Below are 24310 nucleotides of genomic sequence, written 5' to 3' on the forward strand. Positions count from 1 at the left end.
GTGATGGTCTTGAGCTTGGTGTAGAAGCGCACGCCTTCCATGCCGTAGATGCCGTGGTCGCCGAAGATCGAGGCCTTCCAGCCGCCGAAGCTGTGATAGGCGACCGGCACCGGGATCGGCACGTTGATGCCGACCATGCCGATCTTGACGCTGCTGGCGAAGGCGCGGGCGGCATCGCCGTCGCGGGTGAAGATCGCCGTGCCGTTGCCGTAGGCGTGGTCGTTCACCAGGCCGACCGCCTCGTCGAAGCTCCTCGAGCGTACCACCGACAGCACCGGCCCGAAGATCTCGTCCTTGTAGATCTTCATGTCGGGCTTGACGTTGTCGAACAAGCAGCCGCCCATGAAGTTGCCGTTCTCGTAGCCCTGCAGCTTCAACCCGCGGCCGTCGACCACCAGCCTGGCGCCTTCCTTCACGCCGAGATCGACGTAGCCCATCACCTTGTCGCGGTGCTGGCGGGTCACCAGCGGGCCCATCTCCGAAGCCGGATCGAGGCCGGGTCCGACCTTGAGCGCCGACACGCGCGGCGCCAGCTTGTCGATCAGCCGGTCGGCCACGTCGCCCACCGCGACGGCGACCGAGATCGCCATGCAGCGCTCGCCGGCCGCGCCGTAGCCGGCGCCGATCAGCGCGTCGGTCGCCTGGTCGAGGTCGGCGTCGGGCATGATCACCATGTGGTTCTTGGCGCCGCACAGCGCCTGGACGCGTTTGTTGCGTTGTGTACCCTGGTGGTAGACGTACTCGCCGATCGCGGTCGAGCCGACGAACGAGATCGCCGGCACGTCGGGATGCTGCAGCAGGGCGTCGACCGCCACCTTGTCGCCGTTCAGCACCTGGAAGATGCCGGCCGGCGCGCCGGCCTCGGCGAACAGCTCGGCGAGCAGCATCGGCGCGCTCGGGTCCTTCTCCGACGGCTTCAGGATGAAAGCGTTGCCGCAGGCCACCGCCATGGCGCCCATCCAGCACGGGATCATGATCGGGAAGTTGAACGGCGTGATGCCGGCCACCACGCCGACCGGCTGGCGAATCGACCAGCTGTCCATCTCGGTGGCGACCTGCTCGGTGAAGTCGCCGCGCATGTGGTGGGCGATGCCGCAGGAGAATTCTACCACCTCGAGGCCGCGCCCGACCTCGCCCTTGGCGTCGTCGAAGGTCTTGCCGTGCTCGAGGGTCATCATGCGGGCGAGGTCGTCGGCACGCTTCTCGATCAGGCCCTTGAGGTTGAACATGACGCGCTGGCGCCGCAGCGGCGGCGTCGCCGCCCAGGCGAGCTGCGCTTTCTTGGCAAGCTGCACGGCGGCATCGATCTCGCCCGTGGAGGCAAAGGCCACCCGCGCCGTCACCTCGCCGGTCGCCGGGTTGGTGACCTCGCCGCTGCGGCCGCTGGTGCCCGCCACCCGCTTGTTCTCGATAAAATGCCCGATCTCGGCGACCATGTTTCGTCCTCCACTGGAGCTGGCCGCGTTCTAGCAGGATGGCCCGGCGGAGGCGACCCCGCGCGGCGTCCGAGCAGGTCTGCAGCCTGCCGGGACCGGCCTGGGCGCCGGCCACGTCCTTGTTGCCGCCAGGATCGCCTGAAACCGAGACCGCGCCGAGCGCGTCGCCATCGACGATGATGGGCAGCCCGCCCTTTGCGATACTCCCGGCCGATGATTTACCCGCATCGGCCTCTCGCAGGGGAGGATGCCGCGCGAGAAGCGGCTGCAGTCGGCATACGAGCGATGATCGCGTGCCGGCCTGTCGTCGTGCTCGCCGCGACATTTCTGCTCGCCGTTGGCGCCGCGCAGGCGCAGCGCACGCCGCAATCGCCCGAGCTCATCGAGCAGGCCTGGCGACGCTGGATCGGCAAGTCCGACAAGAGGTCGGGTGCCTTGGTCGTTCTGCGGGGTGGCCGGTTGGTGCGCGAAGCCACCGTCGGCGCCGTCGGGCCGGGAGCTTCGGTGCCCCTTGCCAGTCTGTCGAAGGCGATCACCGGCGTGTGCGTCGCCCGGCTGATCGAGCGCGGCCAGCTCGCCTTCGACATGCCGTTGTCGAAGGCACTGGCGCGCACGCTGGCGCGGCTCGGCCGACCCGCCGATCCGCGCCTGCTGGCGGTGACAGTGAGAGAGCTCCTGGTCCATCGCGCCGGTTTCGAAGGCGGGCAGGACGAGGTGAATGCACCGCTGGGCGACTACCTGCGCGACCACACGGCGCGGCGCACTGCGTTCGACACCCAGCTCAAATGGCTGCTGCGCGAGCGGCTGACCTATCCGCCGGGTACGCGCTACGCCTATTCGAATGCCGCCTATCTCGTGCTGGGCGCGATCATCGAGGAAGCGAGCGGGCGGGACTACGAGGGCTACTGCCGCGAGTCGGTCCTGCTGCCGCTCGGCGCGCGACGGGCCGAGCTCGATCCGAATTGGCGCATCCTGTCGAGCTATGGCGGCTGGCGCATGCCGCTCGCCGACTATGGTCGCTTCTATCAGGCCTATGCTCCTGACAATCCGGCGATCGGGCCGGCCGAACGGGCGTGGATGATGTCGCCCGAGGGCAAACAGACCGGCGGCGGAACTCACTACGGGCTCGGCACCTTCGTGCGCCCGGCGCAAGGAGGGGACGGCCGGTTCTGGCACTGGGGAGCCTGGACCTATGCCCTGCGCGGCGCGGCGGACGGTCCGCTGAGGGCGTCGTACTCGACCTATGCGGTGCGGCTGGGCCCGCTCGACGTCAACGTGGTGATGTATGTGCAGCCCGCCCTCGGCAAAGGCCCCACGCGCGGCGAGATTGGCCGGGCGCTCGCCGACGCAGCGCGGTCCGTGACCGACTGGCGGTGATGGTGGCAGGAGAGATCATGGCCGGGAGCGCGCCACTCCGTGGCGCTCATGGAATGTGTGATCGACCAGAAGAGCGCCACGGAGTGGCGCGCTCCCCGCAGAATATGAGCGGGCGAGACGCCCGCGGTCCAGAAGAGAAGAGCATGAGCGCCATCTAAATCTAAGGCGGCGCATTGACCGACTTGCACGAAATTCCGTTCGGGCCGCTGAAGCAGACGGTGTCACCCGGCTTGACGCCGCCGTTGGCGGTAATCAGGGCGTCGTCGCGCGGCACGAAGTAGGTGGAGGAGGAGGTACCGCTGCCGCCCAGCGAGCTGCCCGCCGAGCCCGACGAGGCAACGGCGAAATTTTTGCCGCTCGATGCCAGCAGCAGCGACATGGTGGGCGGCGTGATCGCCGCAAATCGTCCGCAGGACAGCAGGAATCGCCGGCGACTGTCCATCTGCTCGCCTTGTCGGTTCATCGTATCCTCCCGCATTTTGGTGTGAGACGCGCGCCGCAAGCGAGCGCGGTCTGGAGCACGGCGCGAATTAGATCACGATGCCTCCAGCGAGCCCGGTGACCGAGCCGTGATAGAACTGTGGTCGGCTCGGAGGCGGAGCGATGCGTCGCGTCACTTCGCTTCTGCGGAGCGAAAGCGTCGACGAACAGCAAGAATGTGACCAGCAAGGTGACGGCGCGGAGCGTCAGTTGTCGGCAAGGCTTTTCGCTAGCTCGCGCCAGCCTGGGCGCCCCCGGCGATCGCTTCCGACGGGGTGAGGCCAAAGGACGCGCGAAAGGTTCGGCTGAGGTGCGCCGTATCGGCGAAGCCGGCGTCCATGGCGGCTGTCCGCACCAATTCACCGGCAGCTATCTGGCGCGCGGCATGCTGGAGCGCCGACCACTGCTTGAAGCGGCGAAAAGTCAGGCCGGTCGCCGCCTTGAACATCCGCAGCGCTCTGGTTCGCTCGATCTTCAAGCGATGCGCCAACTCGAGCTGAGACAGTCGCAGCATCGGTTCGGCAATGATGGTCTCGATCACCTCGCCGAGCTGCTGCGGGATTGGCGTTGTTCCGGACGTCAGCCGATGGCGCAGCTCTGCCTGGGCGCCGGCTTCCAGGAAGAGGGCGTCGACGGCGATGTCCGCAAGCCGCCCCTGCAGCCGTTGCGCGCACGGGAAACTGCCGGGCCAGGCCAATCCGTCCAGATAGATCGCGTTGATGCCGCCATTCGCACAGACGACCTTGTGCTCGACGCCGGGCCGAATGAACAGAACATCGCCGGTAACCCGCTCGCTGGCGCTGATGACCGAAACGGATCCTCGTCTTCCCGCGATTACGCAGGGGGCCGGATTGCAATGGGGAGCGAGGTGCTCGACATTCACCGAGAACACACTGGCGGGAAGCCGAAGGCCGGTGCTCGACATCGGCAAACTATCGTCTGCACCTTTGTTCAACGCAAGCGCACCCACCAAGGCATATGCTTCATGAAGAGAAACACGGATGGGGGACACGGTCGTGGACGAGCGGAGCCAGCGTGCCATTTCCTCGAGAAACAAGGAAAACTATTTGAAGGCAAAGGCGGCCTTCAACAAGAAGGACATGGCCCTCTGCATGAGCTATTACGCCCCCGACCATCACATGCGGTCGCGCGATGTCGGGCCGGGACGCCAGCATATCGAGCGGTTCCTGTCGTCCATGCATGACACCTGGCCGGACCTCGCGATTGTGGTCGAGCATGCTGTTGCCGAGGATGACTGGGTCGTGGGTCGATGCACGACGACAGCGACGCACGCCAAGACGGTGATGGGAGTGGCACCCACCAACCGGCAGGTTCGAGCCACATTCTGGGACATGCATCGGTTCGATGCAGACGGCCGCATCGTCGAGACCTGGAACCTGATGGACAGCCTCGCCATCATGCAACAGCTTGGGCTGGTGCCGACGCAGCCGAAGTGAGGGGGCTGGGGCTCGAAGACATCAGATCAAGCAACCAGCAGGATGCGGCGGAGGCCTCTTGCCTTCTCTTCCTACGCCGAAAAGCGGCGGATCACCTCGCCCGGTCGCGAGCTCGGGTCGGCGCTGAAGCCCTTCTCGTCGGCAACCCGGGTGCCGTTGATCCAGACGCCGTGCAGGCCGACTGCCGAGGTCGTGAGCCGCGCCGCGCCGGCTGGCAGGTCGTGGACGCGCCGCTTGGGTCCGCGGGCGACCGTCGCGGGGTCGAACAACATCAGGTCGGCCGCCTTGCCCTCGGCGAGGACGCCGCGGTTGGCGATGCCGAACAGCCTGGCCGGCTGGCCGGTCAGCCGGTGCACGGCCTGCGCGAGGTCGAGAACGCCGAGGTCGCGGCTCCAGTGGCCCATCAGGTGCAGGCCGAAGCCGGCGTCGCAGAAGAAGGTGAGATGCGCACCGGCATCCGACAGCGAGATGTGCGTGTTCGGATCGGCCAGGATCCTGCCGACCGCCGTCTCGTCGTTGTGCAGGAGCTGGGCCACGAACATCGTGTCGAGATTTTCCGACAGCGCGAAGTCGAGGATGAAATCGAGCGGGTCCTTGCCCGCCTGTTTGGCGAGCGCCGCAAGGGTCGCGCCCTCCAGGGCCCGGTTCTCCTCCTTCGCCGTCTCGACGACGAATAGCTTGTCCCATTCGCTGTTGAAGACCAGGCGGCCGCGCGAGGCCGCGAGCTCTCGACGCACGGCGTCGCGCCAGGCGGGGTCGCGATAGACCTTCACCAGATCCTCGAGGCCGTGCGCCGCCATCGCCGGCTTCCACGCCGTCATGCTCTCGAACAGGTACGGGCTCTTGAAGGTGAAATCCATGCTGAGCGGGCAGCACGAGGTCTGGGCGACCAGCTGGCGGCCGCGCGAGCGCGCCTGGTTCACCTGGTCGAGAGTGGAGAAGGCGGCGGTGGGATTGGTATTGGAATGGAAGAGGGCCGCGATCACCACCGGGCGACGGGCTTCGACGGCCAGCTCCTCGAGGTAGGGGATCGAGGTCTTGCTGCCCTTGGTCAGCATGTACACGCCGCGCCCGCTCTCGCCCATCGCTTTGACCAGCGCGCGCAACTCGCGGTCGTCGGCGAGGCGCGACGGCATCGGCGTGCCGCCCTCGCCGTTGTGCGCCTCGGCGGTCGAGGAGGCAAAGCCGACGGCGCCCGCCGCCATCGCCTCGCGCACCTGCGCCACCATGCGGGCGATCTCGTCGTCGGTCGCGGTCCGCTCGGTCGCGTCCTCGCCCATGACGAAGGTGCGGATGGCGGAATGGCCGGAGAAGCAGGCGACGTTGGGACCGACGCCACGACGCTCCAGCATGTCGAGATATTGCGGGAAGCTCTCGAACTCCCAGTGGATGCCGGCCCGCAAGGCGTCGAGCGACATGCCCTCGACGTGAGTCAGATGGCGCATGGTCAGATCGCGGTCCGCCGGCTTGCACGGCGCGATGGTGAAGCCACAATTGCCCAGCACGGCCGTGGTGACGCCGAGCGCCGGCGAGGGATCGACGAAGGGATCCCAGGTGATCTGGGCGTCGTAATGCGTGTGGCCGTCGATGATGCCCGGCGCCAGGGCGAGGCCGTCGGCCTTCACCGTCTGCTTCGCCGCCCCGAGCCTGCCGCCGACGGCGGCGATCCGGCCACCCATGACGCCGAGATCGCCATGCACCGGCGCCGCACCCGTGCCGTCGAAAAGCTGTGCGTCCTTGATGACCAGATCGAACATTTGCCGTGCCCTCCGGGTGCCATGTTGGCGAGGACGGCCGGCGATTTCCAGTCGTGCCGCCGGTAGACTGGGCCATGACCGATGCAAACGACGAAGCCCTGCTAGGGAGATTGGTCGCGGCTCTGGCGCCGGTGCGCGGGGTTGCGGCGATCGCGCTGGGCGGCTCGCGCGCCCGCGGCACCGCGACTCCATCCTCCGACTATGACATCGGCCTGTACTACCGGGGCGACCAGCCGATCGACGTCGAGGCGTTGGGCGCGATCGCGAGGGCGTTGGACGACCGCGGCGCCGGGGCGTCGGTGACGCCGCTTGGCGGCTGGGGGCCGTGGATCGACGGCGGCGGCTGGCTGCTGGTGCAGGGTATCCATGTCGACCTGCTCTATCGCAACCTCGATCGCGTCGCGGCGGCGATCGATGATGCGCATGCCGGCAAGGTCGAGGCCTGGTACCAGCCCGGCCATCCGCATGCCTTCCTGCCGACGATCTACATGGGGGAGGTGGCCTGTGCGCGCATCCTGCATGACCCGCTGGAAGACCTCGCGCGGCTCGCGGCGCGCACGGCGCCCTACCCTGCGGCGCTGGCAGCGGCGCTGCGGGCACGCTTCGAATGGGAAGCGACGTTCGCACTCGAGAACGCACGAAAGAGCCTCGACCGCGCCGACGTGTCCTATCTCGCGGGGTGTGTCTTCCGGTCGGTGGCCTGCCTCTGTCAGACGCTGTTCGCGCTGAACGGCGTGTATCTCCTGAACGAGAAGGGTGCGGTCGCAGCCGTCGACGGCTTCCCTCGACGCCCGGAGGGCTTCGCCCGCCGCGTCGCCGGTCTCTATGCCGATCTTGGCGCTGGAGCGCCTGCGACGACGCTGGACCGGCTGGAGGCGTTGGTCGGGGAGACGAGGGCGCTTTCCGCTTCCGGACCGCGAGCGTCCCGCTCGCTCATAGCCTCATGAGCGGCGGAGCCCCACGAGCGAGCGGGACGCTCGAGGTCCGGAAGAGAAGACGTCACGAGCCGATGATGAACTTCTCCTCGACGACATAGCTCTTGATGCGGCCGATGAACTTCGCGCCGTCGGCGTGCAGGGCTTTCATTTCGGGAGTCTTCGCCGCCGCCTCGAGCGCCGCCTGGTCGTCGAACCACAGCTCGGCGATGCCGTCGATCTCGACGTCGGTTGCCGCGATGTCGGCGCGGGTACGTTCGCCGGATATGTGGTTCTGCACGTAGCGCCGCAGTCCGGGCACGGCATGGGCGAGCGGCGCGTGAATGTCGATCCAGTGCCGCATGAACTGCTCGTGGGTCCAGCCATCCTTGCGGGTCAGGAGACCGATGGTCTTGATCATGATGGGCGATTTCCTCCGTCCGGTTTACTATGGCGCATGATTCGTCTCGTCGCGATTGCATTCCTCGTGCTGTTCGCCGGCAGCGCGTCGGCGCAAAGCGTGCGCTTTCCCAGCATCGCCGTCGGGCCCGCGCCGGCCGGGCCGGAGATCGACGGCTGGATGTACCGGCCGGCCGGCGCCGGCCCGTTTCCCGGCATCGTGCTCGCGCATACCTGCAACGGTGTCGGCAATCACACCGCGGCCTGGGGCAGGCTGCTGGCGAGCTGGGGCTATGTCGTCGTTGCCCCGGATTCGTTCGGGCCGCGCGGCGAGAAATCGGTGTGCGGTCGCGGCGCCGTCGTCAGCGGCAACATGCGGGTGGCCGACGTCGCCGGCGCGATGGACTTTCTCAACGCGCAGCCCTTCGTGCGGCGCGGCGACATCGGCCTGATCGGCCACAGCCACGGCGGCTGGACGGCAGTGCGCGCGGTGCAGGGCACCTACGGCCTGGCGGCGCGCGGGCTGAAGGCCGCCGTCGCCTACTATCCGGCCTGCCAGCAGAGGTTCGATCGCGATGTCGTGGTGCCGCTCCTCGTCCTGATCGGCGACAAGGACGACTGGACCCTGGCGGACGACTGCCGGAAGCTGCAGGCGGCGGGCTTCACGCGGCCCGATCTCGTCCAGGTCGTCTACTATCCGAACGCCTATCACAGCTTCGACAGCACGGCGCGCGACCGGACGATCACGGTCGCCAACGGCAAGAGCCACCGCCTGGGCTACGATCCCTCGGCGGCGCCCGACGCCGAGGCGCGCGCCCGGGCGTTCTTCGCCAGGTACCTCGGCAAATGAGCCGGGTCAGTCGACGGTGATCCTGCCGACCCTGGCGATCTCGCGCCACTGCTTGATCTCGAGACCGATGATGGTGCGGAACTCGTCGGGTCCGTCATGGCCCGGCTCGATGCCGTCCTTTGCGAAGCGCTCCCGGGTCTCGGGCAAGGCGACGAAGCGCTTGATGGCGGCCGCCAGCCTGGCCACCACCGGATCGGGCGTCGCGGCCGGCGCAACGACGCCCATCCACAAATAGCCTTCGAATCCCGGCAGGGTCTCGGCAATCGTCGGCACCCGGGGAAACTGCTTCAGCCGGGTCTCGCTGGTCACCGCGAGCAGGTTCAGCTTGCCCTGGGCGATGAGCTGCGCCGATTGCGTGTAGTTGTCGAGCTTGGCCTGCACCTGCCCCGCGACCAGGTCCTGCAGGGCCGGCATTGCCCCGCGGTAGGGCACGTTGGTCACCTGGAACTGCAGGCGCAGCATCATCAGCTCCATGGTGATGTGCGGCAGGGTGCCGTTGCCGGCGTTGCCGACGTTGATCTTGTTCGGGTTCTGCCGGGCGTAGTCGACGAACTCCTTGAAGGTCGTGACCGGCAGGCTGGGATGACTGACCAGCAGCATGGGCACCTGGCCCACGATCGCGATCGGCCGCAAGTCCTTCTCCGCGTCGTACGGCATCGACGCCCTGAAGGCCGCGTTGATCGTGTGGTTCGGCGTCGTGAGCAGCAGCGTGTAGCCGTCGGCCGGCGCCTTGGCGACGATGTCGGTGGCGATCACGCCGCCGGCACCCGTCTTGTTGTCGACGATCACCGGCTGGCCGAGATCGGCGGCGAGTCGTTCCGACAGCTGGCGCGCCACGAGGTCGGTGACGCCGCCGGGCGGGAAGGGGACGACCAGCCGGATCGGCTTCTCCGGATAGTCGGCCCGCGCCGTCGCTGCGAGCGACAGCACGAAGACAATCGCGAGGATTAGGCGCTTCATGGCGGCAGAATACTGCCGCGCCGCGCACCCTGTCATCACGAGCGCGGGAAGTGTCATGGAGATGAAAGGTCATCGCCGCGTCCTTCTCCCCAGCGGAGCTGGGGAGGTGTCGCCGTCTTACGGCGACGGAGGGTCATGTTCTTACGGACCGCGGGCGTCTCGCCCGCTCTTCTCATGAGCGGGCGAGACGCCCGCGGTCCGAAAGACTCATTTCCCCGCCGACCGCGATTACGCGGACACCTCCCCAGCGAGGCTGGGGAGGAGAATGAATTCAACCCCCCGACGCCAGCCCCATCTGCCGGCAGAGCAGCACCAGCGTCTCGTAGATCACGTGGGCGCAGAGATGGGCTGCCATGCCGTTGACGTCCTGCGGTGGGCTCACCGTGGCGACGTCGACGGCGACGATGTTGAGGTCGGTCAGGCAGCGCAGGAGGTCGATGCCTTCGCGCGCCGACAGGCCGCCCCACGACGGCGTGCAGACGCCGGGGGCGACAGAGGGATCGAACACGTCCATGTCGAAGCAGAGATAGACCGGCCGCTTGCCGACCCTGTCGCGAAACTCGGCCATGCGCTGGGCGAAGCCGCCGCGCACCAGCTCGTCGAGCGACACCACCTTGTAGCCGAGGCTCATGGCGCGCGGCACCACACCCTGGGCATAGGTCGTGCTGCGGATGCCGACATGCCAGGAGAATTCGGGATCGACCAGGCCTTCCTCGGCGACGTGCGTGAACTGCGTGGCCGAGTTGTACTTCTCGTCGGCGCCGTAGGGATAGGAATCGGTGTGGGCATCGATGTGCAGCGCCGCCATCCTGCGGTGCTTCTTGCCGACGGCGCGCGCCACCGGCACGGTCACCGAGCCGTCGCCGCCGATGGTGACCGGGATGGCGCCGGCCTCGACGATGCGGTCGACTGCCTGCTCGGTGCGCTCGAAGGCGTCGACGATCCTGCTCGGTGTCAGCTTGACGTTGCCACAATCGACCAGGCCGAGCGCCGCCACCGGATCGAAGTCGGCGTGCGTGGGATTGAAGCGCCGCATCAGCGCCGATTGCTGGCGCACCGAGTCGGGGCCACCGCGCGCGCCGATGCGCATGTGGGTGCCGCAGTCGAACGGGATGCCGAGGATCGCCGCCCTGTTGCCGGGACCCGGTCGGCCGTAGGGCGCTCCCATGAAGGTCATCGGCGAGGTGAAGAGGTCGTGGTCGGAGAGCCGGTCCATGGTCACTGTCCTGCTGACAAGAAGTCGAAGGCGACGAGGGTGTGGATCTTGGCCACCGCGACGAGCTCGTCCACCAGGACATGCTCGTCGGCGCCGCCCATGTTGAAGGGCGTGAGGCCGAGCACGACGGTCGGCACGCCGTGCAGGCGATACCAGCGCGAGTCCGAGCCGCCAACCCGCATGTTTACCGCCGGCGCCTCGCCCAGCACCTCGGCTGCGACCGCGGCGGTGCGCCGGACGATCTCGTGATCAGGATCGGTGAAGGACGGCTCGAAGCGGCGGATCGCGCGCCAGCTGACGCCTTCCATCGGCTTCAGGCGCGCATCGAGCTTGGCCACCAGTACGTCGGTGGTGATGCCGACGGGCAGGCGGATGTCGGCGCGGGCAATCGCATGGGTCGGCACGAGGTTGGGCGAGGTGCCGCCCTCGATCGTGCCGATGTTGACGGTGACGCGCTGCAGGGTCGCCGCTTCGCCGGCGCCGGACAGCGCCTCGGAGATCGGCTTGGCCCGGGCGATCGCCGCCGTGACCACGGGGGGCGCCTGGAACGGCACCTGCTCGAGTTCCTTGAGGCAATCGAGAGCCGCGCGCAGGCGGTCGATGGCGTTGACACCGCGATGGACGTGCGCGCCATGCGCCGGCGCGCCGGTCGCCTCGACCTCGACCCACATCAGGCCCTTCTCGCCGAAGCGCACCACGCGGGGCGAGCCGACGTCGCCGCAGATATTGGCGTCGCCCCGGGCGTGCGGCAGATGCTCGAGCAGCCAGCCGGTACCGAGCGAGCCCATGTTCTCCTCGTCGCCCGCCAGCGTCAGGACGATCTCGCCGGACCAGGCGTCACGATGCTGCGCCAGCAGGGAGGCGGCCAGCAGCGAGCACGCCATGCCGCCCTTCATGTCACACACGCCGCGGCCGTAGAGCCTGCCGTCCTTCAGCACTCCGCCGAGCGGCGGCACCGTCCAGGGCAGCTGCTCGAGCAGCGGGAAGGTATCGAGATGACCGTTGAAGATCAGCCGCCGCCCCGGCTTGCCGCTCTTCAGCCGGCCGACCAGACTCACGACGCGCGGCGCGGGCTCGAGGCGCTCGACCTCCATGCCCGGGATTGCGCGCAGGAGGGCCTCGGCGACCTGCGCGACTTCGTGGGTGTCGCTCGGCGGATTGGGCGACGCCACGGCGACCAGGCGCCGCGTGATGTCGATCAGTTCTTCCCGCGCGACATCGACACGGTCCGCGAGCCTGCTGCGAAGCGAGCCGGTCATCAGCGGCTCTGCAGGCGCCGTTCCCACCAGCGGATCGCCATGGCGAGAGGCCAGCAGATCAGGAAGTAGACCACGGCAATGAAGGTGAAGGTCTCGAGCGGGCGGAAGTTGGTAGCCGACAGCTCCATGCCGCGCCGCGTGATCTCGTTGACGGAAATCACCGCGCCGAGTGAAGAGAACTTGATAAGCTGCACGAAGTTGGAGGCGAGCGGCGGCAGGGTCATGCGGATGGCCTGCGGCAGCACGATGCGCTGGAACGACTGGATCGGCGTCAGGCCGAGCACGCGCGCCGCCTCGCGATGGCCCACCGGCACGCTCTGGATACCCGAGCGATAGACCTCCGAGATGAACGCCGCCTGGTAGAGCGCCAGCCCGATGATCAGGGCGACCAGCGCCTCGATGCGCACGCCGAACACGATCGGCAGCACGTAGTAGACCCAGAGCAGCTGCACCAGGATAGGCGTGTTGCGAACCACCTCGCCGATCGAGACGCCGATCCAGCGCAGTGCACGATAGCGCGACATGTCGAGCAGCGCGATGACCAGGCCACCCACCATCGCCAGCACCAGGGTGATGGCCGAGATGATCAGCGTCATCTGCAGCCCCGACATCAGGAAGTCGAAGCTGCCCCACACCGTGTCCCAGCGGAACTGGTATTTGAACATCGAGGTCTCTTAATTCTTCTCCTCGCCAGATTCGCTGGGGAGGTGTCGCCGTCTTACGGCGACGGAGGGGTCATGACTCATACGGACCGCGGGCGTCCCGCGGTCCGGAAAACCATGACCCCTCCGTCCCGTATGACGGGACACCTCGCTAGCAAAGCTGGGGAGGAGCATGAGAGGGTCACGGCGCGACGATGGGGTCGAGCTTGTGCTTCCTGGCGTACTTCAGCAGGCGGCCGTCGAGCTTGATGGTGTCGACGAACAGGTTGATGTAGTTCAGCCAGATCTGGTCGCCCGGCGGCACGACATAGGCATAGGGCGTCACTGCGAGCTTCTCGCTGGGTTCGATGTAGGTCGCCCAGTCGAACTCGCTGGTCACTTTCACCGCCGTCGGGAAGTCGGTGAGGATGGCGTCGACGCGGCCGGCCACCAGCTCGGCCTCGCGCGTGTTGGGTGGAGCGATCGATACCGTCTCCGCGTTCTTGAGGTAGCCCTTCATGAACACTTCAATGTAGCTGCCCAGCGACACCGCGGCCTTGACGCCCTTCTTGTCGAGGTCATCCCATTTCTTGACCTTGCTGTCCTTGCGCGTCACCACGTAGATGTTGGTGATCAGGTAGGGCTTGGAGAACTCGACGGCCTGCGCACGCTTCAGCGTCGCGCCGACACCGAACATGCCGATTTCGCACTTGCCGGCCTGCAGGTCGGCGATGAAAGTGGCGAAGCTCGATTCGACGATCTCGAGCTTGGCGTCGAGCTCCTTGGCCAGTTCCTTGGCGAGGTCGGCATCGATGCCCTCGATCTCGCCCGACTTGGGATTGCGGAACGAGATCGAATAGTAGAGCGGGAACTGGCAGACCCTGAGCTTCTTGCTCTTGGTCACGTCGTAGAGACGCGACTGCGTCTGCTGCGCGGCGGCTGGCGGTGCCGCCGCCAGGAGACCGGCCACGCCGGCGAGGGCCAGCGCCCCCCAGATCGCCCTCATTCCTGTCGTCCACATGCGCATCGTCGTCCTCGCACCCATGATCGGCCTCCTCTGCTCACTCTTCCCCGTCAATCCTCGAACTGCTGCAGAAATCGCCTGGCGCGCTCGGTCTGCGGCGCGTCGAAGAACCGAGCCCCCGGCGCGTGCTCGACGATCTCGCCGCGATCCATGAACACGGTGCGCGTGCCGACATGGCGGGCAAACCCCATCTCGTGCGTCACTACCAGCATGGTCATGCCTTCCTTTGCCAGCTGGCGCATGACCATCAGCACCTCGCGGCGCAGCTCGGGATCGAGAGCGCTGGTGGCCTCGTCGAACAGCAGCACCTTGGGCGACATGGCGAGCGCGCGGGCGATGGCCACGCGCTGCTGCTGACCGCCCGAGAGGCGCGCCGGGTAGGCGTCGCGCTTGTCCGACAGGTCGACCTTGGCCAGCAGCGCTTCGGCGGCGGCGATCGCCTGATCCCGCGGCAGGCGCTTCACGCGGAGCGGCGCCTCGATCAGGTTCTCGAGCACCGACATGTGCGGCCACAGATTGAAATGCTGGAACACCATGCCGATGTCGGAGCGCACGGCGCGTTGCGCCGCTTTGGTCCGCCGGTCGAGCTCGGGAGTCGCGATGATCGTGCCCTGCATGACGATGCGGCCTTCGCTCGGCGCTTCCAGGAGCGCCAGGCAGCGCAGCAGGGTGGTCTTGCCCGATCCGCTGGGGCCGACCACGCAGACCACGTCGCGCTCCATGACCGGCAGCGTGACCCTGGTCAGCACCTGGTGCGTGCCGAACCGCTTGGTCACCTCTTCGGCGACGATGATCGGTTCCGTCACGATGGTTGGCGCTGCCGCCATGAATTTCCGTCCCCTCCCGCGCGAAGGTTACCCCTCTGGCTGACATAAGCAATTCCTATGCCCGAACTTATTCCACTCCAGCTTTGGCAACTGCTTTGCTACAAACGGCCGGAGAAAGGGCCAAATCGCCAATAACGGGTGCTTATACGTCCATGGATGTCAAGCTGCTGGAAGCGTTCCGGGCGGTCGTCGACCATCGCTCGGTCACCGCGGCCGCCGGCGTGCTGGGCGTCACCCAGCCCGCTGTCAGCACGCAGATCGCGCGCCTCGAGGAGACCATCGGCTTCGCCCTGTTCGAGCGCTCAGGCGGCCGGCTCAAGCCGACGCCGGAAGGGCTGCTGTTCTATGCCGAGGCCAACCGCGTGCTGAGCGAGGTCGATCGGCTCGCCACGACCACGGCGCAGATCCGCGAAGGCCAGGCGGGGCGGCTGGTGATCGCCAGCCATCCCTCGGCGGCGATCTCGCTGCTGCCGCCGCTGGTGGCCGACTTCCTGCAATCGCGGCCCGGCGTCTCGGTCCGCCTGGTGTCGCGCCATTCCGACGTGGTGAGCCAGCTCCTGCCGAGCGAGAGCTTCGACATCGGCATCGCCGAGCTGCCGATCGACGACACGGCGGTCAAGCTCGTGAAATACCGCATGCGCTGCGTCGCCATCCTGCCGCCGCGCCATCCGCTGGTGTCGCGCAAGGTGCTGACGCCCAAGCTGGTGGCCGAGCATCCGATGGTGCTGCCGGTGCGCTCGCAGCAGGCGCCGACGCGCATCTTCGCCGCCTTCGCCTCGGCCGGCGCCAGCCTGAACATCGTGGCCGAAGCCGAGTTCTTCGCCACCCTGTGCGCCCTCGTGGCGGCAGGGGCGGGCTGGTCGCTGGTCGATCCGCTGTCGGCCGCGAGCTTCTCCCATCTCGGCCTGGTCATCCGGCCGTTCGAGCCGGCCATCGTCTACGAGATCGGCGCCTTCCATCGCGCCGATCGCGAGCCGTCCATGCTGGCGGCGTCCTTCCTCGAGCTGCTGGAGGGCAAGCTCGGTGGCTGACGCGACGTCGCTGCGGCTCGATCCGGCAATCGCCGCGGAACTGTTGGCCGATCCCGGCCTGTGGCGCGACTTCAACGACATCTGCGATTGCGGCGGCCGGCTGGCCGGCACGGAGAGCGAGAAGCGGGCCTTCGCCCTGCTGCGCGAGCGCGTTCGCGCGGCGTCGCCGGCAAACTCGGGCCGCTCGATCCCGGTGCCCTATGGCGGCTGGCGCGCGAAGCGGGCGACCCTGCGCCTGCCCGGCGGCAGCCTCGCGCCGTGCCATCCGCTGGTGCGCACGATCGCCACCCCACCACAGGGACTCCCGGCTGAGGTGATCGATCTCGGCCGCGGCACGCCGGAGGAATTCGAGGCGCACGCGAGCGAGATACGGGGCCGCGTCGTGCTGGTGCGCCATGAGCTGATGTTCGCCGCCGGCACCATCCATCGCCGGCGCAAGTACGATGCGGCGCGCGCCCACGGCGCCGTGGGATTTATGATCGCCGGCCCGCTGGCGGGCCATGTCGTCGCCGGGTCGTCGGGGCGTCAGGCCGGGGACGGAATCCCCGCGCTCGGCATCGCGCCCGAGACGGCGGCGCGTCTTGGCCGGCGCGCAACGGGCTACCCCACCGTCACCATGACGATCGAGACGGAGGAGGGGCCGGCGGAGACCGAGACGCTGCTCTACGACTACCCCGGCAGGACCGACGAATGGGTCGTGCTGAGCGCCCATGTCGATGGCCACGACCTCGCCGAAAGCGCCATGGACAACGGCACGGGCCTTGCCTCGGTCCTGGCCGTGGCGCGTGCCCTGGCGCCCCGCGTCGCGGGCTTCCGTCGCGGCTTGCGGCTGATGTTCTTCAGCGTCGAGGAATGGGCGCTCACCGGCTCGGCGCAGTATGTCGAGGCGCTCGGCGCCGAGGAGCGCAGCCGGATCGCGCTCAACGTCAATCTCGATTCGGTCGCCGGCAGCCCCGACCTCGCCGCCCTGACCAGTGGCTTCGGCGGCGTCGAGCCGTTCGTCCTCGGCGTCGCCGAGGCCAACGGTCTCGGTGTGCGCGCGGTGCGTCCGCTGATGACCAACTCCGACCACGCCAACTTCGCCCAGGCCGGCATCCCCGCCCTGCGCCTGGTCGCTGGCTTCGACGACCCCGCCGCCAACCTCCGCCACGTCCTAACGCCCGCCGACACGCGCGACAAGATCGGCCAGGGCGAGCTGCACTCGGCCACCCTGTTCACGGCGGCGCTCGTCGCCGCTGCCTGCAATGCCGAGCCGGCGGAGGTGGCGAGGTGGCGCAGCTGATGTCATTTGGACCGCGGGCGTCTCGCCCGCTCGTCATCATGATCATGAGCGGGCGAGACGCCCGCGTTCCGGAGGAGCCTACACCGGCGTCTTCAGGAACTGCAGTAGCAGGCGGTTGACCTCGTCGGCCTGCTCCTGCTGCACCCAGTGGCCGGCGCCTTCGATGAGGTGGATTTCTTTCATCCGGGTGCAGGCCGTCTTCTGCATGCGGTCGATGGCGCCTGGATTCTGGTAGATGCCCCAGTCGCTGCAGCCGGAGATGAAGGTCGAGGGCACGTCGATGGTGCGGCCGCTGTAGACCTCGAACTCGGCGCCGAAGCGGCCGGTTGTGCGCACGCGATAGGCGTTGAGGCCGCCCTGGAAGCCGGTGCGCGTGTACTCGTCGCTGTAGACCTTGAGCTCGCGATCGGGCAGCCACGTGTTGCCCGCGATCTCGGCTGGCGTCGGCATTTGCTTGGCCACCGTCTCGGCCATGCCGTCGGCCAAATCCATGATGTAGTAGGTCGGCATCTTGGCCAGCTCCTCGGCAATCCAGCCTTTCAGCGGGAACGGCTTGTTGGCTTTCCAGTCGGCGCTCTTGTGATGGTAGTAGGCGCGCAGGAAATCGTGCACGCCCTGGCTGGCGTGCCAGAGGTTCGTGTTGGCGGGACGCGTCGAATAGTACCACTGGTAATGCTTGCGCGGCCGCGCCAGGGTCGCCATCGCGGCGTGGATGTCGGGCGTCTCGCCGGCCGGTGAGGGCTTGTCCGCGGTGTCGAAGGGCAGGGCAGGCAGGCCGCCGAAGGGCGCGCTCATCAACACCATGCGCTTGAAGATGTCAGGCCGCACCAGCGCGGCATAGGAGGCGATGGAGGCGCCAAAATCGTGGCCGACCACGGCCCCGGCCGTTCGGTGCCCGAGTGCGAACAGCACACCCATCGCGTCGCGCAGCAGGTTGGTGAAACGAAAGCTCGCGAGATCGCCGTCGTAGTCGGCGTCCCAGCCGGTGGTGCGGCCGTAGCCGCGATGATCGGGCGCGAAGGCGTGATACCCGGCCGCCGCGAGCGCCGGCAGCACCTTGCGCCAGCTGTAGGCAAGCTCGGGAAAACCGTGGAGCAGCATCACCGCCGGCCGACCCCTGGTCTCGAAGCCGGCTTCGAGCACATGGATGTCGAGGCCGTTGATGCCGGGCAGAATTCGCGATCGCACGCCGGCGGGAAGGACGGAGGCGGGAAGGGCTTCCATGGTTTCAATCCGTGGGTCGTTGCAAGAGGACGGTGGCAGCCTACGTTGAAGCCGTCCAGGAGGCAGGCGATTTTTGGCCAATGTCGGACGCCCGGGGCACGCAAGAGCGGCCCGGCGACCCGCGCCAATCCACTGCGGCGCCGGCGAAACAGAGGGGCGTGGATCGTGCAGCAGCAGATTTCAGTCATCACGCTCGGCGTCGCGGACCTCGCGCTCTCGAAGCGCTTCTATGTCGGAGGCTTCGGCTGGGCACCCGTATTCGAGAACGCAGAGATTGTCTTCTACCAGATGAATGGCCTGATGCTGGGCACCTGGCTCACGAACGCCCTGGCGGCCGACATGCAACGCTGCGGCCTGTCCCGGCCTGGCGCCTTCTCGCTCGCGCACAATGTTCGTGCCGAGCAGGACGTGCAGCAGCTGCTCGAGCGGCTGGCCGCGCATGGCGGCACGCTGCTGCGCGGGGCGGACAAGCCACCATCCGGCGGCTTGCGCGGCTACGTCGCCGACCCGGACGATCATGCGTGGGAAATCGCATTCAACCCGGCTTGGCCGATCTCCGCCGATGGCCGCGTGACGTTCGGCCTGTGAGGGCTGTCAGTCGTACTGCTCGGCCAACTGGTTGAGCGCCCGCTCCACCTCCGTGGCGACGCACTGGCGATATCCAAGCGATTCGGGCGAGAGCTCGTAGGACAGGCAGACCTCGCGGGCGTCCCGCGTCGCGCGCGCCTGCCGGACGGCGATGTCGGGTTGGCCGCGATCGAAGGCAAGCGCCGCGCGGGCGACGCAGCCTTCGAACGCAGCCGTGCTCGGAGCCACACCATTCTGCAGACAGACCTGCTCGGCGAGAATCAGCGCCTGTCCCGATTGCGCGTGGGCCCGAGGAAACACCGCGGCCGTCAGCGCCAGGGCGCCGAGGGTGACGATGATCATCATGCTTCGAGTCATGCGTCCTCCTTTCCGGACCATGGCCGCGGCGGGGTGGTGGAATTCGATGGCCGCTGGGCGACTAGTCGTGGGCGATCTGCGGCCCGTATTTCGGTTCCTCGGAGGCGAACACCAGCAACGCGCGAACCGTCGTTTCCTTGTCGATGCAGGCTTGCAGCCCCGATGTCTGGATCTGCAGGCCATACGAGAGGCAGGCTTCACGGGCACCGGCGGCGACTCGGGCGAACTTGTAAGCCAGTTCCGGCTCGCCCCATTCCAGCGATCGGGTGGTCTGCGACAGGCAGTATTCGTGACCTTCCATTCCCGGCTTCAATCCCTGCTCCCGGCAGATCCGCTGGGCTAGGCTTTGGGCCGACGCCGGCGGCACGGGCGGCAGGAAGGCCACAAAGGCCGCGACCACCAGCGCGCTTCCCAGCGCCGTGGTCGCATGCAATTGGCTGTGAGTCATGGGATCCTCCTCAAACCCCTCGCGGAGGTCGTGTGCACAATGAACGCCGCCGATACCCGGCGGTTGCCGTGGTGTTCCGGTCCGATCGACGCTTTTCGGCCTCAATCAGGCGAAGGCGACCTATTTTCGGGGGCGGGGTGAGCAGGCCCGGACAATTGGAGACTTGGTGGCATAGCCGGACCCGCACCTACAGGGTCCAGCTTGCACTCACGCTGCACATGACGGTGGCGGCGGTGGCGGGCCTTGGGCTCGCCCAGGTCCTGAACCTGCCATTGCCGCTTTGGAGACCGCAATTATCGATGGAAGCTGCTCTCCGTCATCCTGTGCGTAGCGAAGGAACTCGCGCCAGTAGTCGTACAGTGGTCGCTGGCGCGCGGCGATGAGGTCCTTCGCTACGCTCAGGACGACAATGGTGAGACCGCTCAATAGCTCTTGGGCAGGCCGAGCACGCGCTCGGCGACATAGCACAGGATGAGCTGCTCGCTGACCGGCGCGATGCGCGCGATCATGACCTCGCGCAGGAAACGCTCGACGTGGAATTCCTTGGCATAGCCGTAGCCGCCGTGGGTGAGGATGGCGCGCTCGCAGGCCTCGTAGGCGGCGCGTGCGCCTAGATACTTGGCCGAGTTGGCCTCGGCGCCGCATTCCCGGCCGTTGTCGTAGAGCCATGCCGCCTTGAAGGCGAGCAGGTTGGCGGCTTCGAGCTGCATCCAGCTCTCCGCCAGCGGATGCTGGATCGCCTGGTTCTTGCCGATCGGCCGGCCGAACACGGTGCGCTCCTTGGCATATTGAGTCGCGCGGGCCAGCGCCGCCTTGCCGATGCCGATCGCCTCGGCGGCGATCAGCACGCGCTCGGGGTTGAGCCCGTGCAGCAGGTAGTGAAAGCCCTTGCCTTCCTCGCCGATGCGGTCCTCGAGCGGCACCTTGAGGCCGTCGATGAACACCTGGTTGGTGTCGATCGCCTTGCGGCCCATCTTGTCGATCTCGCGTACCTCGATCCTGGAGCGGTCGAAGTCGGTGTAGAACAGCGACAGCCCGTCGGTCGCCCGCCGGCATTTCTCCTTGGGCGTGGTGCGCGCGATCAGCAGCATCTTGTCGGCGATCTGCGCGGTCGTGGTGAAGGTCTTCTTGCCGTGCACGATGTAGCCGTTGCCGTCGCGCTCGGCCTTGGTGTCGAGCGCCGTGGTGTTGAGCCCGGCATCCGGCTCGGTGACGGCGAAGCAGCCCTTGACCTTGCCCGCAATGATGTCCGGCAGGATTCGCTTCTTCTGCTCGTCGGTGCCGAACACGACGATCGGGTTGGGCCCGAAGATGTTGAGATGGATCGCCGACGCGCCCTGCAGGGCGGCCCCCGACTCGGCCACGGTCTGCATCAGGAGCGCCGCCTCGGTGATGCCGAGCCCGGCGCCGCCGTATTCCTCGGGCATGGCGATGCCGAGCCAGCCGGCATCGGCCATCGCCTTGTAGAAGTCCGAGGGGAAGCCGCCTTCCTTATCCTTCTTCAGCCAGTACTTGTCGTCGAATTGCGCACACAGCCTGGCGACGCTGTCCTTGATCGCGAGCTGGTCCTCAGAGAAGGCGAAATCCATGGCGGTCCTTTCCATCTGCTCCTCCCCAGCTTCGCTGGGGAGGAAGGTTTGCTACCGGTTCATCCCCAGGAAGCCCATCAGGACGCGGTTGAACTGCTCGGGCCGTTCGACGTTGGGCAGGTGGCGGGCCTTGGCGATGCCTTCGTATCGGCCGCCGGGGATCCTGGAGGCGATGAGCTGGTTGCGGTCGGGCGGGGTGCCGGCGTCCTCGTCGCCGCAGATCACCAGGGTCGGCACCTTGATGGTGGGCAGGCGATCCTCGTAGTTGAAATTCTGGATCGCCGAGGCACAGCCCAGGAAGCCGGCCGGCGTGGTGTTGCTGATCGTGTCGCGCACCTCGCGCCAGCGTGTCGGGTTCACCTTCTTGAACTCGTCGGTGAACCAGCGCTCCATGGTGCTGTCGGCGAGCGCCGTCAGGGAGCCGGCCTTGCGCACGATCGCCTTGCGCTCGTCCCACGACGCCGTCGAGCCGGGCGGCGTCGAGGGCTGGGTGTCGCAGAGCGTCAGCGACAGCAGGCGGTCCGGGCAAGCGAGCGCAAATCCCTGGCCGATCATGCCGCCGATCGACAGGCCGACAAAGTGCACCTTGGCGATGCCCAGCACGTCGAGCGCGCCCTTCACGTCGGCGGCGAGCGCATCCATCGTGTAGTCGCCCTCGACCGGGCTGCTGCCGCCGTGGCCGCGCATGTCGAGCCGCAGCACGCGATAGCCGGCGCCCAGCAGCGGCACCATCTGCTCGACCCACATGCCGCCATCGGCATTGAGCGAATGGGTGAAGCAAACCGTCGGCGCGCCCTGCGGGCCGGCGAGGTCGAAGTAGATCTTGCGGTTGTCGTACGCGAGCAGCATGGGTCGTGCCTCCGGTTCGTTGTCGTCACCCAGTCCGTTGTCTTCACATTGCCGAGATGCCGCCGTCGATGATGACTTCCGAGCCGGTCATGAAGCTCGATTCGTCCGAGGCGAGGAACACCAGCGCCCAGCCGACCTCCTCGGGGCGGCCGAGCCGGCCGATCGGCACCTGGCGGCCCAGTTTCTGCTGCATCACCTCGTTGCCGAAGCGGTCGCGATAGCGGTCCAGGATCGGCGTATCGATGAAGGTCGGATGCACCGAGTTGCAGCGGATGTTGTAGCCCGACTTGGCGCAATGCAGCGCCACCGACTTGCTGAGCAGGCGAACGCCCGCCTTGGCCGAGTTGTAGGCCGCCATGTTGGCGCCGGCGATGATGCCCGAGATCGACGAGATGTTGATCACCGAGCCGCCCAGGCGGTGAGTGTGCTTCTTGATCTCGGCGACGCCGTGCTTGCAGCCGAGGAAGACGCCGTCGAGGTCGATGGCGTGGACGCGCCGCCACTCCTCGAGCGTGATGTCCTCCACTGTCTTGCCGAGACCGATGCCGGCGGAGTTCACCAGCACGTGCAGCGCGCCGTACTTGTCAACGGCCTCGCGGATGGCGGCCCTCCAGTTGTCCTCGCTGGTGACGTCGAGCTTCACGAAATGACCGACCGAGCCCAGCTTGTCGGCCACCGCGCGACCGCGATCGACGGCGATGTCGGCGACCACGACCCTGGCGCCTTCCTGCGCCATCAGGGCGGCCGCGTTGGCACCCAGTCCCGAGGCTCCGCCGGTGATCAGCGCCACCTTGCCTGCCAGCCGATCGGTCATGTCCGTCTTCCTCCCGCTCTTGCTTCGCGGTGCGCGATGTAACTCGTGGCGGCCACGATGATCGCTGCCCCCACGAAGGTCCAGACGTCGGAGGTCTTGCCCCAGACCGCGACGTCCATCAAGGCGGCCCATACGATGCCGAGAAAGGTGATGGGTTGCAGGGCGGAAATGTCGAGCAGGCGATAGGCCCATGTGATGAAGAAGTAGCCCAGCGTGCCGAACACCCCCATCGACACGAACAGGCCGAGCTGCGCCAGGGTCGGCGTCTGCCAGTACCAGAGGCCGAGCGGCGTGAAGCAGATCATGCCGACGAGGCTCTGCCAGAACACGACGCCTGCCGGCCGATCGCGACCGGAAACCACCTTGCCCACGAGATTGGAGCCGGCCATCAGCGGCACCGCCAGCAGCATCATCACGATGCCGGGGTTCAGCTCGGTGAGGCCCGGTCGCACGATCACCAGCATGCCGGCGAAACCGACGGCGACGGCGGCCCAGCGCCGCCAGTGCACCGTCTCGTGCAGGAAGACCACGGCGCCGATGGTGACGAAGATCGGTCCCGTGAATCCCAGGGCCGCCATGGTGGCGAGCGGCAGCCACACCACGGCCTCGTACCACAGGCCATAGCCGGTCGTGTGGAAGAGGCCACGAAAGGAATGAAGCTTCAGGTCCTGTGTGCGCAGGCCCGCGAAGCCCGCCCGCCAGAGCAGCCAGGGCGTGATCACGGCGAGGCCGGCGATCCAGCGTCCCCAGGCGACGAAGAGTGGCGGCATCTCGCTCGCCAGCTCCTTCACCGAGCCGTTGAGGAAATTGAAGAAGATGCCCGAGACGACGGCCAGCACGAAGCCGCGCATCGTGCGCGATGGAATCAGGCGCGAGAGCGAATCGACCTCGACGGCGGGGGCGGACATCGGCACCGGGCTTGCCTGCGCAGTGAGCGACGGTCAAGCTCGCGGCACGGGGAGGATTTCTCGATGCGGCTTCGCCTGCACGGATTGTCGAGCGCAGCGAGGAACTTTCCTTCCACTCCAAGGGGCCCTCGTCGTGTTCGGGATGACAGGGTTCTTGTCGCGCGCGGTACCCAGCATCGAAATCCAAGGCGGTTATCAAGTCACAGACCCGTACCCTGCGGACGCGGGCCAATGGGGTCCAGCACGCTGTTGCGCCGGCGCCGGACGGCGTAGACTGCGGGTCCAAGGAGGATCTCCATGGACACCATCGTTGCCCGCCGCACCCTTGACACGACGCCTGTCGCGCCGTCGCTGTTCGCGCACTTCGTCCTGCGCTCGTCCAACATGGCGAAGATGGTCGACTGGTACTGCACCGTGCTCAACATGCATGTCGTGCAGCGCAACGACTTCATCTGCTTCATGACCTACGACGACGAGCACCATCGGCTGGCGGTGGTCAATGTCGAAGGGCTGCACGAGCCCGACCAGAAGGCGTGGGGCCTGGCGCACGTCGCCTACACCTTCCGCGACATCGGCCAGCTGCTGTCGACCTGGCGCCGCCTCAAGGACAAGGGCATCGAGCC

Annotated in this window: 26 protein-coding genes; 8 read left to right on the top strand and 18 right to left on the bottom strand. The window is 67.4% G+C overall.

Annotated features, from left to right (window positions below; translation table 11 throughout):
• Positions 1–1436 (bottom strand): CoA-acylating methylmalonate-semialdehyde dehydrogenase (locus tag AB7O82_RS24825; protein WP_428620415.1); only part of this gene is annotated, 1436 nt, incomplete at its 3' end.
• Positions 1437–1721: 285 nt separating this feature from the next.
• Between AB7O82_RS24825 and AB7O82_RS24830 the strand changes: the two genes are divergently transcribed.
• Positions 1722–2813 carry a serine hydrolase domain-containing protein gene (locus AB7O82_RS24830; RefSeq protein WP_428538621.1) on the top strand — a complete coding sequence of 364 codons (1092 nt, stop codon included), beginning with the start codon at positions 1722–1724 and terminating at the stop codon, positions 2811–2813.
• Between the two features lie 160 nt (positions 2814–2973).
• Here the strand turns inward: AB7O82_RS24830 and AB7O82_RS24835 are convergent, their stop codons facing one another.
• Positions 2974–3276 carry a hypothetical protein gene (locus tag AB7O82_RS24835; protein ID WP_428538619.1) on the bottom strand — a complete coding sequence of 101 codons (303 nt, stop codon included), beginning with the start codon at positions 3274–3276 and terminating at the stop codon, positions 2974–2976.
• A gap of 246 nt (positions 3277–3522) precedes the next feature.
• The gene (locus tag AB7O82_RS24840; protein WP_428538617.1) at positions 3523–4218 is read right to left on the bottom strand and encodes a helix-turn-helix domain-containing protein; all 696 of its coding nucleotides are present in this window, start codon (positions 4216–4218) and stop codon (positions 3523–3525) included.
• Between the two features lie 76 nt (positions 4219–4294).
• Here AB7O82_RS24840 and AB7O82_RS24845 point away from each other — a divergent pair, with 76 nt between their 5' ends.
• Entirely contained in the window at positions 4295–4750 is a 456-nt protein-coding gene (locus tag AB7O82_RS24845) for an ester cyclase (protein WP_428538615.1), read from the top strand.
• 71 nt (positions 4751–4821) lie between these two features.
• Here the strand turns inward: AB7O82_RS24845 and AB7O82_RS24850 are convergent, their stop codons facing one another.
• Positions 4822–6507: an N-acyl-D-amino-acid deacylase family protein gene (locus AB7O82_RS24850; protein ID WP_428538613.1), complete on the bottom strand. Its 1686-nt coding sequence runs from the start codon at positions 6505–6507 to the stop codon at positions 4822–4824.
• Positions 6508–6581: 74 nt separating this feature from the next.
• Between AB7O82_RS24850 and AB7O82_RS24855 the strand changes: the two genes are divergently transcribed.
• A complete protein-coding gene (locus AB7O82_RS24855; RefSeq protein WP_428538611.1) occupies positions 6582–7454 on the top strand; it encodes a nucleotidyltransferase domain-containing protein in 873 nt (290 codons plus the stop codon).
• Between the two features lie 52 nt (positions 7455–7506).
• On the opposite strand, the gene AB7O82_RS24860 is transcribed toward AB7O82_RS24855, so the two are convergent.
• Complete coding sequence (locus tag AB7O82_RS24860) at positions 7507–7842, bottom strand: EthD family reductase (RefSeq protein WP_428538609.1); 336 nt, start codon at positions 7840–7842, stop codon at positions 7507–7509.
• Positions 7843–7878: 36 nt separating this feature from the next.
• Here AB7O82_RS24860 and AB7O82_RS24865 point away from each other — a divergent pair, with 36 nt between their 5' ends.
• The gene (locus tag AB7O82_RS24865) at positions 7879–8670 is read left to right on the top strand and encodes a dienelactone hydrolase family protein (protein WP_428538607.1); all 792 of its coding nucleotides are present in this window, start codon (positions 7879–7881) and stop codon (positions 8668–8670) included.
• Positions 8671–8676: 6 nt separating this feature from the next.
• Here AB7O82_RS24865 and AB7O82_RS24870 read toward each other — a convergent pair whose 3' ends face one another.
• From AB7O82_RS24870 to AB7O82_RS24895, 6 genes are all read right to left on the bottom strand, one after another.
• Complete coding sequence (locus AB7O82_RS24870) at positions 8677–9630, bottom strand: Bug family tripartite tricarboxylate transporter substrate binding protein (RefSeq protein ID WP_428538605.1); 954 nt, start codon at positions 9628–9630, stop codon at positions 8677–8679.
• Positions 9631–9901: 271 nt separating this feature from the next.
• Positions 9902–10846, bottom strand: a complete 945-nt coding sequence (locus AB7O82_RS24875; RefSeq protein ID WP_428542028.1) for an arginase family protein — start codon at positions 10844–10846, stop codon at positions 9902–9904.
• A 2-nt stretch (positions 10847–10848) separates the two neighbouring features.
• Positions 10849–12105, bottom strand: a complete 1257-nt coding sequence (locus AB7O82_RS24880; RefSeq protein ID WP_428542031.1) for a M20/M25/M40 family metallo-hydrolase — start codon at positions 12103–12105, stop codon at positions 10849–10851.
• Entirely contained in the window at positions 12105–12770 is a 666-nt protein-coding gene (locus AB7O82_RS24885; protein WP_428542034.1) for an amino acid ABC transporter permease, read from the bottom strand. Before AB7O82_RS24885 ends, AB7O82_RS24880 begins: the two co-directional genes overlap by 1 nt.
• Before the next feature lie 178 nt (positions 12771–12948).
• Positions 12949–13791, bottom strand: coding sequence for an ABC transporter substrate-binding protein (locus tag AB7O82_RS24890; RefSeq protein ID WP_428542037.1), 843 nt, complete (start codon positions 13789–13791; stop codon positions 12949–12951).
• 29 nt (positions 13792–13820) lie between these two features.
• Positions 13821–14597, bottom strand: coding sequence for an amino acid ABC transporter ATP-binding protein (locus tag AB7O82_RS24895; RefSeq protein WP_428542040.1), 777 nt, complete (start codon positions 14595–14597; stop codon positions 13821–13823).
• Positions 14598–14749: 152 nt separating this feature from the next.
• Between AB7O82_RS24895 and AB7O82_RS24900 the strand changes: the two genes are divergently transcribed.
• Both AB7O82_RS24900 and AB7O82_RS24905 read left to right on the top strand, forming a co-directional pair.
• Positions 14750–15628, top strand: coding sequence for a LysR family transcriptional regulator (locus AB7O82_RS24900; protein ID WP_428542043.1), 879 nt, complete (start codon positions 14750–14752; stop codon positions 15626–15628).
• The gene (locus tag AB7O82_RS24905; RefSeq protein WP_428542046.1) at positions 15621–16910 is read left to right on the top strand and encodes a M28 family peptidase; all 1290 of its coding nucleotides are present in this window, start codon (positions 15621–15623) and stop codon (positions 16908–16910) included. Before AB7O82_RS24900 ends, AB7O82_RS24905 begins: the two co-directional genes overlap by 8 nt.
• A gap of 78 nt (positions 16911–16988) precedes the next feature.
• Here AB7O82_RS24905 and AB7O82_RS24910 read toward each other — a convergent pair whose 3' ends face one another.
• Complete coding sequence (locus tag AB7O82_RS24910) at positions 16989–18134, bottom strand: alpha/beta fold hydrolase (protein WP_428542049.1); 1146 nt, start codon at positions 18132–18134, stop codon at positions 16989–16991.
• Positions 18135–18299: 165 nt separating this feature from the next.
• Here AB7O82_RS24910 and AB7O82_RS24915 point away from each other — a divergent pair, with 165 nt between their 5' ends.
• A complete protein-coding gene (locus tag AB7O82_RS24915) occupies positions 18300–18722 on the top strand; it encodes a VOC family protein (RefSeq protein WP_428542052.1) in 423 nt (140 codons plus the stop codon).
• A 6-nt stretch (positions 18723–18728) separates the two neighbouring features.
• Here AB7O82_RS24915 and AB7O82_RS24920 read toward each other — a convergent pair whose 3' ends face one another.
• From AB7O82_RS24920 to AB7O82_RS24945, 6 genes are all read right to left on the bottom strand, one after another.
• The gene (locus AB7O82_RS24920; RefSeq protein ID WP_428542055.1) at positions 18729–19067 is read right to left on the bottom strand and encodes a hypothetical protein; all 339 of its coding nucleotides are present in this window, start codon (positions 19065–19067) and stop codon (positions 18729–18731) included.
• 73 nt (positions 19068–19140) lie between these two features.
• Positions 19141–19527: a hypothetical protein gene (locus AB7O82_RS24925; RefSeq protein ID WP_428542058.1), complete on the bottom strand. Its 387-nt coding sequence runs from the start codon at positions 19525–19527 to the stop codon at positions 19141–19143.
• A gap of 422 nt (positions 19528–19949) precedes the next feature.
• Positions 19950–21116, bottom strand: coding sequence for an acyl-CoA dehydrogenase family protein (locus tag AB7O82_RS24930; protein ID WP_428542112.1), 1167 nt, complete (start codon positions 21114–21116; stop codon positions 19950–19952).
• A gap of 51 nt (positions 21117–21167) precedes the next feature.
• Positions 21168–21965: an alpha/beta fold hydrolase gene (locus tag AB7O82_RS24935; RefSeq protein WP_428542061.1), complete on the bottom strand. Its 798-nt coding sequence runs from the start codon at positions 21963–21965 to the stop codon at positions 21168–21170.
• 43 nt (positions 21966–22008) lie between these two features.
• Positions 22009–22779 carry an SDR family oxidoreductase gene (locus tag AB7O82_RS24940; RefSeq protein ID WP_428542064.1) on the bottom strand — a complete coding sequence of 257 codons (771 nt, stop codon included), beginning with the start codon at positions 22777–22779 and terminating at the stop codon, positions 22009–22011.
• Entirely contained in the window at positions 22776–23687 is a 912-nt protein-coding gene (locus AB7O82_RS24945) for a DMT family transporter (protein ID WP_428542115.1), read from the bottom strand. Before AB7O82_RS24945 ends, AB7O82_RS24940 begins: the two co-directional genes overlap by 4 nt.
• A 297-nt stretch (positions 23688–23984) precedes the next feature.
• On the opposite strand from AB7O82_RS24945, the gene AB7O82_RS24950 reads away from it, so the two are divergent.
• Positions 23985–24310 (top strand): VOC family protein (locus tag AB7O82_RS24950; protein ID WP_428620417.1); only part of this gene is annotated, 326 nt, incomplete at its 3' end.

This window comes from Reyranella sp. (assembly GCF_050185545.1).
Lineage (GTDB): Bacteria > Pseudomonadota > Alphaproteobacteria > Reyranellales > Reyranellaceae > Reyranella.

Coding starts and splice junctions, on each gene's coding strand:
- AB7O82_RS24920 (WP_428542055.1), bottom strand. CDS start 19,067: ATGATGATCATCGTCACCCTCGGCGCCCTGGCGCTGACGGCCGCGGTG.
- AB7O82_RS24935 (WP_428542061.1), bottom strand. CDS start 21,965: ATGCTGCTCGCGTACGACAACCGCAAGATCTACTTCGACCTCGCCGGC.
- AB7O82_RS24875 (WP_428542028.1), bottom strand. CDS start 10,846: ATGGACCGGCTCTCCGACCACGACCTCTTCACCTCGCCGATGACCTTC.
- AB7O82_RS24930 (WP_428542112.1), bottom strand. CDS start 21,116: ATGGATTTCGCCTTCTCTGAGGACCAGCTCGCGATCAAGGACAGCGTC.
- AB7O82_RS24925 (WP_428542058.1), bottom strand. CDS start 19,527: ATGACTCACAGCCAATTGCATGCGACCACGGCGCTGGGAAGCGCGCTG.
- AB7O82_RS24835 (WP_428538619.1), bottom strand. CDS start 3,276: ATGAACCGACAAGGCGAGCAGATGGACAGTCGCCGGCGATTCCTGCTG.
- AB7O82_RS24865 (WP_428538607.1), top strand. CDS start 7,879: ATGATTCGTCTCGTCGCGATTGCATTCCTCGTGCTGTTCGCCGGCAGC.
- AB7O82_RS24900 (WP_428542043.1), top strand. CDS start 14,750: ATGGATGTCAAGCTGCTGGAAGCGTTCCGGGCGGTCGTCGACCATCGC.
- AB7O82_RS24885 (WP_428542034.1), bottom strand. CDS start 12,770: ATGTTCAAATACCAGTTCCGCTGGGACACGGTGTGGGGCAGCTTCGAC.
- AB7O82_RS24890 (WP_428542037.1), bottom strand. CDS start 13,791: ATGGGTGCGAGGACGACGATGCGCATGTGGACGACAGGAATGAGGGCG.
- AB7O82_RS24945 (WP_428542115.1), bottom strand. CDS start 23,687: ATGTCCGCCCCCGCCGTCGAGGTCGATTCGCTCTCGCGCCTGATTCCA.
- AB7O82_RS24880 (WP_428542031.1), bottom strand. CDS start 12,105: ATGACCGGCTCGCTTCGCAGCAGGCTCGCGGACCGTGTCGATGTCGCG.
- AB7O82_RS24850 (WP_428538613.1), bottom strand. CDS start 6,507: ATGTTCGATCTGGTCATCAAGGACGCACAGCTTTTCGACGGCACGGGT.
- AB7O82_RS24910 (WP_428542049.1), bottom strand. CDS start 18,134: ATGGAAGCCCTTCCCGCCTCCGTCCTTCCCGCCGGCGTGCGATCGCGA.
- AB7O82_RS24845 (WP_428538615.1), top strand. CDS start 4,295: ATGGGGGACACGGTCGTGGACGAGCGGAGCCAGCGTGCCATTTCCTCG.
- AB7O82_RS24855 (WP_428538611.1), top strand. CDS start 6,582: ATGACCGATGCAAACGACGAAGCCCTGCTAGGGAGATTGGTCGCGGCT.
- AB7O82_RS24840 (WP_428538617.1), bottom strand. CDS start 4,218: ATGTCGAGCACCGGCCTTCGGCTTCCCGCCAGTGTGTTCTCGGTGAAT.
- AB7O82_RS24895 (WP_428542040.1), bottom strand. CDS start 14,597: ATGGCGGCAGCGCCAACCATCGTGACGGAACCGATCATCGTCGCCGAA.
- AB7O82_RS24830 (WP_428538621.1), top strand. CDS start 1,722: ATGATCGCGTGCCGGCCTGTCGTCGTGCTCGCCGCGACATTTCTGCTC.
- AB7O82_RS24860 (WP_428538609.1), bottom strand. CDS start 7,842: ATGATCAAGACCATCGGTCTCCTGACCCGCAAGGATGGCTGGACCCAC.
- AB7O82_RS24940 (WP_428542064.1), bottom strand. CDS start 22,779: ATGACCGATCGGCTGGCAGGCAAGGTGGCGCTGATCACCGGCGGAGCC.
- AB7O82_RS24870 (WP_428538605.1), bottom strand. CDS start 9,630: ATGAAGCGCCTAATCCTCGCGATTGTCTTCGTGCTGTCGCTCGCAGCG.